Origin of the sequence: Micromonospora sp. KC213 (assembly GCF_004348325.1) — a bacterium.
Lineage (GTDB): Bacteria > Actinomycetota > Actinomycetes > Mycobacteriales > Micromonosporaceae > Micromonospora.
Genome location: NZ_SMKF01000018.1, coordinates 42,128 through 54,200, shown reverse-complemented (window position 1 = coordinate 54,200; position 12,073 = coordinate 42,128). Strand labels below are relative to the sequence as shown.

Annotated in this window: 12 protein-coding genes and 2 tRNA genes; 5 read left to right on the top strand and 9 right to left on the bottom strand. The window is 69.5% G+C overall.

What is annotated here, in order from left to right; genetic code table 11:
* Positions 1-616 precede the first annotated feature (616 nt).
* Complete coding sequence (locus E1166_RS07150; protein ID WP_132336831.1) at positions 617-844, top strand: hypothetical protein; 228 nt, start codon at positions 617-619, stop codon at positions 842-844.
* A gap of 6 nt (positions 845-850) precedes the next feature.
* Here E1166_RS07150 and E1166_RS07145 read toward each other — a convergent pair whose 3' ends face one another.
* The 6 genes from E1166_RS07145 to E1166_RS07120 all read right to left on the bottom strand — a co-directional run bounded on the left by E1166_RS07145 (position 851) and on the right by E1166_RS07120 (position 6,367).
* A complete protein-coding gene (locus tag E1166_RS07145) occupies positions 851-1,648 on the bottom strand; it encodes a carbon-nitrogen hydrolase family protein (protein WP_132336829.1) in 798 nt (265 codons plus the stop codon).
* A 161-nt stretch (positions 1,649-1,809) separates the two neighbouring features.
* A complete protein-coding gene (gene clpX / locus E1166_RS07140; RefSeq protein WP_132336827.1) occupies positions 1,810-3,105 on the bottom strand; it encodes an ATP-dependent Clp protease ATP-binding subunit ClpX in 1,296 nt (431 codons plus the stop codon).
* A 210-nt stretch (positions 3,106-3,315) separates the two neighbouring features.
* The gene (locus E1166_RS07135) at positions 3,316-3,978 is read right to left on the bottom strand and encodes an ATP-dependent Clp protease proteolytic subunit (RefSeq protein WP_132336825.1); all 663 of its coding nucleotides are present in this window, start codon (positions 3,976-3,978) and stop codon (positions 3,316-3,318) included.
* 14 nt (positions 3,979-3,992) lie between these two features.
* On the bottom strand, positions 3,993-4,634 hold the full coding sequence (locus tag E1166_RS07130) for an ATP-dependent Clp protease proteolytic subunit (protein WP_132261281.1): 642 nt from the start codon (positions 4,632-4,634) through the stop codon (positions 3,993-3,995).
* A gap of 171 nt (positions 4,635-4,805) precedes the next feature.
* Entirely contained in the window at positions 4,806-6,152 is a 1,347-nt protein-coding gene (tig, locus tag E1166_RS07125) for a trigger factor (RefSeq protein WP_132336823.1), read from the bottom strand.
* Between the two features lie 141 nt (positions 6,153-6,293).
* Positions 6,294-6,367, bottom strand: a tRNA-Pro gene (locus E1166_RS07120).
* A 267-nt stretch (positions 6,368-6,634) separates the two neighbouring features.
* On the opposite strand from E1166_RS07120, the gene E1166_RS07115 reads away from it, so the two are divergent.
* A tRNA-Gly gene (locus E1166_RS07115) sits at positions 6,635-6,708 on the top strand.
* A 272-nt stretch (positions 6,709-6,980) separates the two neighbouring features.
* Here E1166_RS07115 and E1166_RS07110 read toward each other — a convergent pair.
* Positions 6,981-7,499 carry a hypothetical protein gene (locus E1166_RS07110; protein ID WP_132336821.1) on the bottom strand — a complete coding sequence of 173 codons (519 nt, stop codon included), beginning with the start codon at positions 7,497-7,499 and terminating at the stop codon, positions 6,981-6,983.
* 700 nt (positions 7,500-8,199) lie between these two features.
* Between E1166_RS07110 and E1166_RS07105 the strand changes: the two genes are divergently transcribed.
* Together E1166_RS07105 and E1166_RS07100 are read left to right on the top strand one after the other, a co-directional pair.
* A complete protein-coding gene (locus E1166_RS07105; RefSeq protein WP_132336819.1) occupies positions 8,200-10,092 on the top strand; it encodes an RICIN domain-containing protein in 1,893 nt (630 codons plus the stop codon).
* A 111-nt stretch (positions 10,093-10,203) separates the two neighbouring features.
* Complete coding sequence (locus E1166_RS07100; RefSeq protein ID WP_132336817.1) at positions 10,204-10,467, top strand: hypothetical protein; 264 nt, start codon at positions 10,204-10,206, stop codon at positions 10,465-10,467.
* Between the two features lie 93 nt (positions 10,468-10,560).
* Here E1166_RS07100 and E1166_RS07095 read toward each other — a convergent pair whose 3' ends face one another.
* The gene (locus E1166_RS07095) at positions 10,561-11,091 is read right to left on the bottom strand and encodes a hypothetical protein (protein WP_132336815.1); all 531 of its coding nucleotides are present in this window, start codon (positions 11,089-11,091) and stop codon (positions 10,561-10,563) included.
* 123 nt (positions 11,092-11,214) lie between these two features.
* On the opposite strand from E1166_RS07095, the gene E1166_RS07090 reads away from it, so the two are divergent.
* Entirely contained in the window at positions 11,215-11,544 is a 330-nt protein-coding gene (locus tag E1166_RS07090) for a hypothetical protein (RefSeq protein WP_132336813.1), read from the top strand.
* A 41-nt stretch (positions 11,545-11,585) separates the two neighbouring features.
* On the opposite strand, the gene E1166_RS07085 is transcribed toward E1166_RS07090, so the two are convergent.
* Positions 11,586-12,053, bottom strand: coding sequence for a ribose-5-phosphate isomerase (locus tag E1166_RS07085; protein WP_132336811.1), 468 nt, complete (start codon positions 12,051-12,053; stop codon positions 11,586-11,588).
* Positions 12,054-12,073 lie beyond the last annotated feature (20 nt).

Sequence of the window (12,073 nt, the reverse complement as noted above, 5' to 3'; positions counted from 1 at the left end):
AACAAACAATGCTGCCAAAGGAATCCCAACCAGACAGACCAAAGCCTGACCAGTCCGGGGTATCAAAACAAATTTGGCACTGGCTTTACAAGCACCCTGTTGAGTTCTCAAAGAACAACCACACACCCACCGAAAGCTCCACACCGTGGATCCCTCGCCAGGGGCAACCTCTCCACTCTACCCGACTTAACCTCACTCGTCAACCTTGTCTCAGATTGAGAATGTGGTGTAAGTCGTCCCACGCTCACGCACGCCATACTTGGCGGTCGTTTCTGGCATGGAAGTTGGCGGACCGGCCGATCGCCGCTCTCGCGGCCATCCGCCCGGCACCCTGCCGGCTTTCGCACTCTACCCGGTCGGCTTCGCGATCGCAACCCCGTCTTCCGGATCGCCTCGCACCGCCCGCCCAGCCTCGTTCGGTGTCGCCACCACGAGCCTGGTGCCCGCTTGTGGCCAGTTTGCCCGGCCTTTCGCGTGCAGAGAGAAAGTTACGCCGACGCCCCCGGATAAGGCAAATCAACGATCATCACTGCCCGCTCGGTCGCCGCGCAGCCGCTGGTATTCCGACAGGCGCAGACCGACCCACAACGGGTTGTGACGTGCCAGAGTGGCTGCCATGGCTGACATGACCCGGTCCCCGGTCGCGCTCCTCGCCGAAGAGGCGTTGCTCGGGCTGCTGCTGCCGTTCTGGCAGATGGTGATCGCCGCGGTCGTGTTCGTCGTGGTGATCCTGTCGGTCACGCGACTGGTCCGGCGCGGCCGGTCGCGCATGGGCACCGCGCTACTCGTGACCGCCGCCGCCATCGTCGGCCTGACAGTCCTCGGCGTACTGCTCCAGACCTGATCGGCGCTACAGCCGGCGGTTGGCCAAGCTCGGCAGTTCGGCGCGGATGGTGCGCAGCCGGTCAAGGTCCAGGTCGACGACGGAGAGCCCGGGGCCGTCGGGCACCTGGCCGAGCACCGTGCCCCACGGATCCACCACCATGCTGCGTCCAAAGCATGTGCGGCCCGGATCGTGGTCGCCGGTCTGCCCGGCGGCGGCCACGAAGCATTGGTTCTCGATGGCCCGAGCCCGCAGCAGCACCTCCCAGTGGTCTCGACCGGTGTGCATCATGAACGCGGCCGGCACCACGAGAAGCTGCGCCTGCCCATCGGTGGCCAGCCGTCGGTACAGCTCGGGGAAGCGCAGGTCGTAGCAGATGGACAACCCCACCCGCAGCCCCTCGACGTCGACGACCACCGGCTGGTTTCCCGGCGCCACCGACGCCGACTCAAGGTAGGAGACCCGGCCGGGAATCTCCACGTCGTACAGGTGGATCTTGCGGTAGCTGGCGGCGAGCGTGCCGGAACGGTCGAAGACCAGCAACGTGTTCCAGGTGTGGCGCGGATCCGGACCGGCCTCGTGGAAGGAACCGGCGATCACCCAGATGCCGAGCCGGGCCGCGACGCCGGCGAAGAAGGTACCCACCGTGCCCTGCACCGACTCGGGCTCTGGCATACCGGCGGCGTGACCCAGATAGTCGACGTACTCCGGCAGGATCGCGAGATCGGCGCCGGCCGCCGCGGCCCTGACCAGCAGGGCCTCGGCGGCGGCCAGGTTGGCGTCGCGGTTGTCACGGGAGTTGAGCTGGCAGACGGCGACACGCATGTGAGCCAGGGTACGGACCGCAGGCCCGCCGGCGACAGGGTCGGGTGCCCGGGCGTGGGTCGTCGCCGCAGCGACACTCCGGGTCGGTCAGTCCGGCCCGGAACGGCGGAAGCACGGCCGCCGGGCGGCCGTGCTTCCGGATGCCTGATGCGTACGGCTGATCAGGCCGACTTCTCCTCGCGCTCACGACGGGCACGGCGGCCGGTGAACTCCCGCGGCACGATCGTCGGGTTGACGTTCTCCAGGACCACCTCGCGGGTGATCAGCACGCGGGCGGCGTCGGGGTTGCTGGGCACCTCGTACATCACGGAGAGCAGAACCTCCTCCATGATGGCGCGCAGCCCCCGAGCCCCGGTGCCACGCAGCATCGCCTGGTCGGCGATCGCCTCGAGCGCGGGCTGTTCGAACTCCAGCTCCACCCCGTCGAGCTCGAACAGGCGCTGGTACTGCCGGACCAGGGCGTTGCGCGGCTCGGTGAGGATCCGCACCAGGGCGCTACGGTCCAGGCTCCGCACGTTGGTGATCACCGGAAGGCGGCCGATGAACTCGGGGATCAGCCCGAACTTGAGCATGTCCTCCGGCATGACCTGACCGAAGATGTCGTCGGTCGACCGCTCGGACACCGAGCGCAGCCGGGCGCCGAACCCGGTGCCGCCGTGGCCGGTGCGGGCCTCGATGATCTGGTCGAGGCCGGCGAAGGCACCACCGCAGATGAACAGCACGTTGGTGGTGTCGATCTGGATGAACTCCTGGTGCGGGTGCTTGCGCCCGCCCTGCGGCGGCACGTTGGCCACCGTGCCTTCGAGCATCTTCAGCAGCGCCTGCTGGACGCCCTCTCCGGAGACGTCCCGGGTGATCGACGGGTTCTCCGACTTGCGGGCGATCTTGTCGACCTCGTCGATGTAGATGATGCCGGTCTCGGCGCGTTTGATGTCGTAGTCCGCGGCCTGGATCAGCTTGAGCAGGATGTTCTCCACGTCCTCGCCGACGTATCCGGCCTCGGTCAGGGCCGTGGCGTCGGCGATGGCGAACGGGACGTTCAGCATCCGCGCGAGGGTCTGCGCCAGGTGCGTCTTGCCGCAACCGGTCGGCCCGAGCAGCAGGATGTTGGACTTGGCCAGCTCGACGCTGTCGCTGCCGGCACCCGGCGCGTTGGCGGCCTCGGCCTGGATCCGCTTGTAGTGGTTGTAGACCGCGACGGCGAGTGCCTTCTTGGCCTGCTCCTGGCCCACGACGTAGTTGTCGAGGAACTGGCAGATCTCCATCGGCTTGGGAAGCTCTTCCCACTTCACCTCGCCGGACTCGGCCAGCTCCTCCTCGATGATCTCGTTGCAGAGATCGATGCACTCGTCGCAGATGTAGACCCCGGGGCCCGCGATGAGCTTCTTGACCTGCTTCTGGGACTTGCCACAGAAGGAGCACTTCAGTAGGTCGCCGCCGTCACCGATCCGTGCCACCTACGTTCTCCCTGCACTCGTCGGCCGGAACCCGGCCCTGACCTGCGGACGCCGGGCGTCCGTCCGTCTGATTCCCTGCGACCGGGTCGGCCCGGCGCAGCGGTACGGACCCGACGTTACCCGTTGGCGGAGGATTCTCCGACCCCCGGAACGGGTGTGTCAGAGGTCGGCCGGGAACGCGGCCCCGACCGGCCTCTGACCCGGTGCTGCTCAGCTGGCGGCGTTGGCCGCCAGCAGACCCTTCTTGCGGCTGGTCAGAATGGTGTCGACCAGCCCGTACTCCTTGGCCTCCTCGGCCGTCATGATCTTGTCGCGGTCGATGTCCTTCCGGACCATCTCGATCGGGCGGTTGCAGTGCCGGGAGAGCATGTCCTCCAGCTGGGTCCGCATCCGCAGGATCTCCCGCGCCTGGATCTCGATGTCCGAGCCTTGGCCGTAGCCGCCCTCGGTGGCCGGCTGGTGGATGATGATCCGCGAGTTCGGCAGAGCCATCCGCTTGCCCGGGGTGCCCGCCGAGAGCAGCACCGCGGCGGCGCTCGCCGCCTGGCCCAGGCAGACCGTGGAGATGTCCGGCCGGACGTACTGCATGGTGTCGTAGATCGCCGTCATGGCGGTGAACGAACCACCGGGCGAGTTGATGTACATGATGATGTCGCGGTCCGGGTCGGTGCCCTCCAGCGTCAACAGCTGCGCCATCACGTCGTTGGCCGACGCATCGTCCACCTGCACGCCGAGGAAGATGATCCGGTCCTCGAAGAGCTTGTTGTACGGGTTGGACTCCTTGACCCCGTACGACGTCCGCTCCACGAACGACGGAAGGACGTAGCGGTTGTGCACGGCCGCGAACTGGGGCGGCAGGCTCAGGTCGGTCATCGTCAGCTCCTCGGTCAGCTCAGGGTCCCGGCGCCTTCCGGAACCTGTGCGGCTCCGGTGATCACCTTGTCGATGAAGCCGTAGTCCATGGCCTCCTTGGCGGTGAACCAGCGGTCGCGGTCCGAATCCACCTCGATCTGGGCCTGGGTCTGGCCGGTGTGGAAGGCCACCCGCTCCTGGAACATCCGCTTGGTGTAGAGCATCTGCTCCGCCTGGATGGCGATGTCGGAAGCGGTACCGCCCATGCCGCCGGACGGCTGGTGCATCATGATCCGCGCGTGCGGCAGGGCGTACCGCTTGCCCTTGGTGCCCGCGCAGAGCAGCAGCTGGCCCATGGAGGCGGCCATGCCCATCGCCACGGTCGACACGTCGTTGTCGATGTACTGCATCGTGTCGTAGATCGCCATGCCCGAGTAGACCGAGCCACCCGGCGAGTTGATCCAGAGGAAGATGTCCCGGTCCGGGTCCTCCGCCGCGAGCAGCAGCAGCTGCGCGCAGATGCGGTTGGCCACCTGGTCGTTCACCTCGCTGCCCAGGAAGATGATGCGCTCCTTGAGCAACCGGTTGTAGACCGAGTCGTCGAGGTTGCCAATTGAGTCGCCACCGCGGGCGTCGATCGCCCGGAGCGGCTTCGCTGGGATGTGCATGTCGGTCATGGCAGCCCTTCGCTCTCCGTACCGTCGTACCCGACACTAACCGCTCACCCGGGTGAGGGACTCCCGGTCGGGGCACTGTTCGCTATCAGCGCACTCGCCGGGAAGGCGTACCCGGAAAGGGTTTCGGCCGCCGTCCACCGCAATCGGCGGACGGCGGCCTACCAGGGCCGATCAGTGCTCGTGGTCGTGCGCCTGCTCGCTCTCGGCGCGCAGCGCGTCGAGGGTGACCTCGTTACCCGCCGTGTCCTTGATCTTGATCTTTTCCATCACGGCGGCGAGCGCCTTGCCGCGACGGACATCGCCGAAGACGGCGGCCGCGGCACCCGAGCGCACCAGTTGGTCGTAGTACTGCTGCGGGGCCATGCCGGCCCGCTGCGCCCGGTGGACGATCTCGTGACCGAACTCGTCGTCGGAGACCTGGACGTCCTCGGCGTCGGCCAGCGTGTCCAGCAGCAGCTGGACCTTGACGCCCTCCGTCGCCGCCTCGGTCAACTCGGCGTCGATCTGCTCCTCGGTCTTCTCCTCGGCGGCGAGGTACTCCTCCATCGAGGCGCCGATCCGCTCCAGCTGGTCGATCATGGCAGCCTTGCGGCTCTCGACCTCCTCGCGGACGACACCCTCCGGCGCCGGCACCCCGGCTGCCTCGACCAGTTGCGCGAGGGCCTTGTCCCGGGCGGCGTAGATCTGCTCGACCCGCTTGCTCCGGGTGACCCGCTCGCGCAGGTCGGCACGAAGCTCCTCGATGGTGTCGAACTCGCTCGCCATCTGGGCGAAGTCGTCGTTGAGCTCCGGCAGCTCCTTCTCCTTGACCGTACGGACGGTCACCGCCACCTCGGCGTCCCGGCCGGCGAAGTCGCCGCCCACCAGCTGGGTGGTGAAGGTGGTGCTGTCACCGGCGGCCAGGCCGACCAGGGCCTCGTCCAGCCCCGGCAGCAGCTGCTTGCTGCCGACCTCGTGGGAGATGTTGCTCGCCTGGCCACCCGGCACGGGCTCGCCGTCGACGGTGGCGTCCAGGTCGAGCTGGACGTAGTCGCCCTCCTGGGCGGCCCGCTCCACGGTCTTGAGGGTGGCGAACCGCTCCCGCAGGTTCTTCACCTGCTCGTCGATCTCGCTGTCGTCGACCTGCAGCTCGTCGACGGTCACCTCGACGGTGGCCGGGTCCGGCAGAGTGATCTCCGGCCGGACGTCGACCTCGGCGGTGAAGTTCAGCGAGTCACCGTCGTTGAATTCGGTGATCTCGACCTCGGGACGGCCGAGGGTCTTCAGGTCGTGCTCGCGGACCGCGGCGAGGATGTTCTGCGGGATCGCCTCCTGCACCGCCTCGTTGAGGACGGTGCCCCGGCCCACCCGCTGGTCGATGACAGCAGCCGGCACCTTGCCCCGACGGAAGCCGGGAACCTGGACCTGCTGGCCGATCTCCCGGTACGCCTTCTTGAGGCTCGGCTCGAGCTCGACGAACGGCACCTCGATGGCGAGCCGCACGCGCGTCGGGCTCAGAGTCTCGACGGTGCTCTTCACAGGCGTACTCCTTGACGGGATCTCAGTTGAGTCTGGGCGTGATTGCGCCCATCGAGTGTAGGCGAGCCGGGCAGCGGCCCCGGCAGCGCCCGGGGCGCGCGGAAACCGGCGCGCCCCGGGCGACCTCGACGCGGACGACAGTCGGGGTGGCGGGATTTGAACCCACGGCCCCTCGCTCCCAAAGCGAGTGCGCTACCAAGCTGCGCCACACCCCGTGGCGACAGAAGTGTATGCCTTCGACGCGCGCCAGAGGTGCCGGGGCGTCCCTACGCGCCGAACCGCCCCCGCGGCGGACCGGGCGCGGGCCGGGCGCGGACCGACGCAGGCGACGCCGTTTGCGGCAAGTTGCGGTGTCCGGGCTACGGAATACCCCTGTTTGCCGAATGCTGTGCGGGGGATCATGAAGAGCGGCGCGGGATATGCCGCTGCGCGCGGGGCGGCCGGACCAGGTAGGCTGTCGACGCGTCCCCATTGGGGCGTACGCGGGCGTAGCTCAATGGCAGAGCTTCAGTCTTCCAAACTGACGGTGCGGGTTCGATTCCCGTCGCCCGCTCCACACCTTCCGGCCCAGGTCAGCGACATGATCGCCCAGCCTGGGCCGTTCTCGTGCTAGCTCGCTTCGACCTTGCGTGCCATTGGCGTGCCGGTAGCGCCGGTCGTGCCGTCCGGAGTCGCTTCGCGGGCCGGCCGGGTCGTCTTCTTGCCCGTGGCCCTGCCCACCCCCCGCTTCGCCGGCTCGCAGGCCGCGCTCCGGGGCAGACTCGCCGTGGTCGGCCTGGCTGGCCCGCTTCCCGCTGGCGGTCCCAGTCCATCGCCCCCAGAGGAACGTCAAGGCGCCTTGTCTACCTCGCCATCCTTTCGCGCTCCCGGGCCGGGACCTACGGTGTCTGTATGCCGCGTCCGATCCGACAGCCGACGGCGGTGCCCGTTACCCAGGCCGACCAGGTAGCCGATGACCGCACCGGCGGCCACCAGCAGAGCACCGCTGGACAGGACGCCCCGCCATCCGGCCGCGCCCTGCAGCGGCACGACCCACCGGTAGACGGCGATGGAGGCCCCCAGGAACACCGCGCTGACCAGCATGGCCACACCGACGGCCGTCAGGAGGCCGGAGCTGGTACGACGCCGGCCGGTGCACCGGGTCCAGCTTGCCGCCACCCCAGCGGCGAGCACCGGCACCGCACCCAGCGTCCACCAGAGCGCCGTCGACACGTCCTGGCGTTCCTCCCACCGGTGGGTGCCCTCGACGAACAGCAGCGGAGCTGGCACGGTCACCGCGACCCACGCCGCCAGCCCCACCGGGCCGGGAAACGCCCGCCCCACCGTCCGCCAGGCCGCCGCATCCACGCATCGATCGTGCCCCGCAGCATCGATGGGCAGGAGCCGCGAGCCGGACATGAGCGGGCACAAATGGCAACGAATCCGCCTGTCCGACTCCCGCACACCGGTGGCAGCCCGCCCGGGTCCACTGCCGCCGGCATCGACAGCCTCCCCACGAAGGGGCCGGAGAGCGCGGGTGCGGAGAAGGAGCCTTCCGGTCGGGTAGGTCGAGCGGTCCTGCCCGCTGCACCCGAAAGCAGCGAGAACGGAAGTTGTTAGCGTTAACAGGACTGGGTTCGCTTGGTCCGGCGCCGGTCGGCACCGTGGTCATGATCGAGTAGCAGGAGGCCAGGCGGTTCCCGGCGGGTACAGCCTCCCGCCGGGACGCCCGGACACGTCGAGCAGGTTGCCGACGTGTCACCTCGAAGTGTTAACGCTCACAGCCCGGCGGTCGAGAGGTCCTTTCCCCCGGTACCGATGGGCGACCATGCCGCCCGGCCCAGCGGGAGCGGGTATCAGGCCGCCCTCTCGACCGAGACACGACACCCTCTTGACCTCGGGGCCGGTCGCCGTTAACACTGCGCAGCACCGCATCGCCCGTAGGGTGCAGCCCCCGCCGGTCGCGACGCCCGCCCTCATCACCCCCACCTCGGCGATGCCCGGCACCCCGGCGGAGACCTCGACGCCCGCTGGCATCGCCGCGTCCGCAAGGCGATAGGAGAATCCCATGTCGCGACGACGCTGGCGAACGCTCGCCGCCGCCTGTGCCGCCCTGCTCGGCGTGGTCTACGCGCTCGTGCCGGTCAGCATCGCGAACGCGGTCGGCGAGACCTCGTTCCGCAACCCGCTGGTGGCCAACGGCGCTGACCCGTGGCTGCAGTACCACAACGGCAACTACTACCTGGCGTACACGACCTGGAACAACCAGCTGCTCATGAAGAAGTCACCCACGCTCGCCGCGCTGAGCACGGCAGCGGCGGTGAACATCTGGTCGGACACCGAGGCCGACCGCTGCTGCAGCCACTGGGCGCCCGAGTTCCACCGGCTGACCGGCCCCAACGGCACCCGCTGGTACTACATGTACACCTCGGGGCGGGACGGGACGCTCGACTTCCAGCACCTGCACGTGCTGGAGAGCGCCGGGGACGACCCGATGGGTCCGTACCTCTACCGCGGCTCCCCGATGCCGACCACGTGGAACATCGACGGCAGCTACCTGCAGCTCAACGGACAGCTCTACCTGATGTGGTCAGAGTGGGAGAGCGGCGACCAGAGCCTGTGGATCGCCCAGATGAGCAACCCGTGGACGATCACCGGATCGAAGGTGCTCATCTCCCGCCCGTCCCTCAGCTGGGAAATCCAGGGCGGGCGCACCGAGGAAGGGCCAGTGGCGCTGCAGCGCAACGGCAAGACCTACATCGTGTACTCGGCCAGCTCCTGCAACACCCCGGACTACAAGCTCGGGATGCTGACCCTGACCGGCAGCAACCCGCTGAGCCCGGCGTCGTGGACCAAGTCGCCCAACCCGGTCTTCCAGGCGGCCAACGGCGTGTACGGCCCCGGCCACAACGGCTTCTTCACCTCGCCCGACGGCACGGAGAACTGGATCGTCTACCACGGCAACGCCTCGTCGACCGACGGCTGCGGGTCGACCCGCTCGACCCGGGCGCAGAAGTTCACCTGGAACGCCGACGACACCCCGAACTTCGGCTCACCCGTGTCGACCAGCACCAACCTGGCCGTACCGTCCGGTGAGCAAGCGGCAACCACCACCGCGGTGCGCGGTGCCGCGTACCGGCTGGTCAACCGCAACAGCGCGCTGTGCGCCGCGGTGGCCGGCGGCTCGACGGCGGACGGCGGCAACGTCTCGCAGCAGGCCTGCAGCGGCGCCGCGGCGGAGTGGGTACTCGACTCGACCGCGGACGGCTACTACCGGCTGATCAACCGGGGCAGCAACAAGGCCCTCGACGTGGCCGACTGCGGCACCGCCGACGGCACGAACGTACGGCAGTGGGCCTGGCTGAACAGCAACTGCCAGCAGTGGCAGGTGACCAGCACCTCCGACGGCTGGTTCCGGTTGCAGTCGCGCAGCTCGGGCAAGGTGCTCGACGTCAACGGCTGCGGTACGTCCACCGGCACCAACATCCAGCTGTGGACCTCGCTGAACAACAACTGCCAGCAGTGGCGGCTCCAACCGGTCGGCACCGTGGCGATCGCGAGCATGCAGAGCGGCAAGGTGGTCGACGTGGCCAACTGCGCCACGGCCAACGGCAGCAACGTCCAGCAGTGGGGCTACCTCGGCACGGCCTGCCAGAAGTGGACGTTCACCCACACCGACAGCGGCTACTACCGGATCGTGCCCACCCACGCCACCAGCAGCTGCCTCGTCGTCGCCGGTGCCTCCACCGCCGACGGCGCCAACGTCGAACAGAACGCCTGCAGTGGCACGAACAGCCAGTGGCGGGTGGAGCCGCTCGCCGACGGCTCGGTGCGCCTGGTGGCCCGGCACAGCGGCAGGGCCCTCGACCTGGCCGACTGCGGCCTGCCCAACGGCACCAACGTCCAGCAGTGGAGCTGGTTGGACAACATCTGCCAGCGCTTCCACCTGATGCCCGTCTAGGAAGGCATCGGCCCGGGCACCTGTCGCCTCCGGTGCAGCGGCAGGTGCCCGGGGCCGGCCTGCGGATCGGTGTTCCGTTTCCCTCCGTCGCGGCAGGGGTACGGCTGCGACATGGACACGAAAACGAAGGCGTACCTGGTCGGTGGTCCCTGCGACGGCAGCAGCCGGGAGGCGGACTCCGCTCTCCTGGAGGTCGAGCTGGACGGCATGATCCACCGCTACGTGCGCACCACCAAGCAGCACGGTGACGACGGCACGATCTACAACTACGACGGCATGGTGGCCCCGGGCGGCGGTGAGCCGGGCGTCGAGAATCCGGCGGACCGGGTGGCGTCGCCGAAGGCGGACGCGGAGGGGCAGGGCGGCCCGGCCTGACCGGCCACCCGCGCGCCGTCGCGTCACCGACGATCATCGCGGTCGGCGGCGCGGCGGCGCGGGCTCATCCGCCGAGGAAGCGGGGCGACCAGGTCACCCGCCGGTCAGGAAGTTCCAGGCGGAGACGACCCAGCTGGTCTGTTGGAGGTAGGCGATGCCGACCCCGACCAGGTAGGCCGCCGTCACCAGGTGCGCCCCGCGCGCGCTGCGCCGGATCCGGCCGAACTGCCGCTCCAGGATCAGGTGGCCCAGCAGCCGGGCGAGCAGGAAGAGGCCGACCCCGACCAGCAGGCTCAGCACGAAGGTGAGCAGCGGTCCGGTCAGGTCTCCCCAGTTGGAGATGGCCCAGACCCCCCAGCAGACGAACGCGAAGAGAGCGCCGGTGGCGCTGAACTCGCGGCCCACCCGCCACTGCGCCAGATGCCAGCTCAACGGGCGGCGGGGAGCGTCCGGCCCGGCCCATTCGTGCTCCACCGTCGGGAACGGCTCGGTGCGGGGGGTACGCGGCTGCCCGACCGAGGCGACACCCCGGCGGAACGCGTCCCGCTGCGGCGGCACCCCGACACCGGGCTGCGGCGGCACCTCGACGGTCCGCTCGGTCCACGGCTGAGTCTGGTCTGCCATCTCGTCGTCCTCCCCCTGACCGGTACCGGCCTCCGACCTACGAGGGTATCCAGCGGACAAACAGTCGCCGTCCCCCGTGTCGAGCCAGGTGCCGTCGCCCCGACCGGGCGGTACGGTCACCAGATGGCGGAAGTGGAACGGCGACGGCGGCGGCTTCGGCACCAGCCCGACGGCAAGGCCGGGGAGGCCGGCAGCGTGACGACGGCGGCGACGGCCGACGAGCCCGACGAACCGCCGCCGCCCCGGGCCCGTCGCGGCGGGGCGGACGAGAGCGAGCGCGGGCTGCGGGGCCTGGTCGGCTCCGGCTCGTCGCAGGTGGGTGTGCGTGCGGCGATGCGGGCTCGGGACGCCGCCCGGCCCAGCGAGGAGGACCTGGCCGCCGCCGAGGCCCGGCTGGTGGTCGTCCGACGCAACTGGACACCCCGCGAGGAGCTGCCGCGCTCGGGGCGGTGACCCGACCGGCCCCGGACGGGACCGGCCGGAATCGGGATGCGTCAGGGCAGGTCGGGCAGCTTGCGGGTGTGCTCGTACTCGGCCACCTGGGCGATCCGGCGGGCGTGCCGCTCGTTGCCGGAGAACGCCGTGGTGAGGAACGCCTCGACCAGGGCGGTGGCCTCGTCCAGGGTGTGCTGGCGGGCACCGACGGCCACCACGTTGGCGTCGTTGTGTGCCCGGCCGAGCTGAGCGGTCTCGACGTTCCAGGCCAGCGCCGCGCGGACGCCGACGACCTTGTTCGCGGCGATCTGCTCGCCGTTGCCGGAGCCGCCGATGACCACCCCGAGGCTGCCCGGGTCGTCGACCACCCGCTGGCCGGTGTGCAGACAGAAGGCCGGGTAGTCGTCGTCCGGGTCGAAGGCGTGGGGGCCGACGTCGACCACCTCGTAGCCCTGCTTGGCCAGATGGTTGGCCAGGTGCACCTTCAACTCGAAACCGGCGTGGTCGGATCCCAGGTAGACGCGCATACGCGCAGTCTGACAGGGCC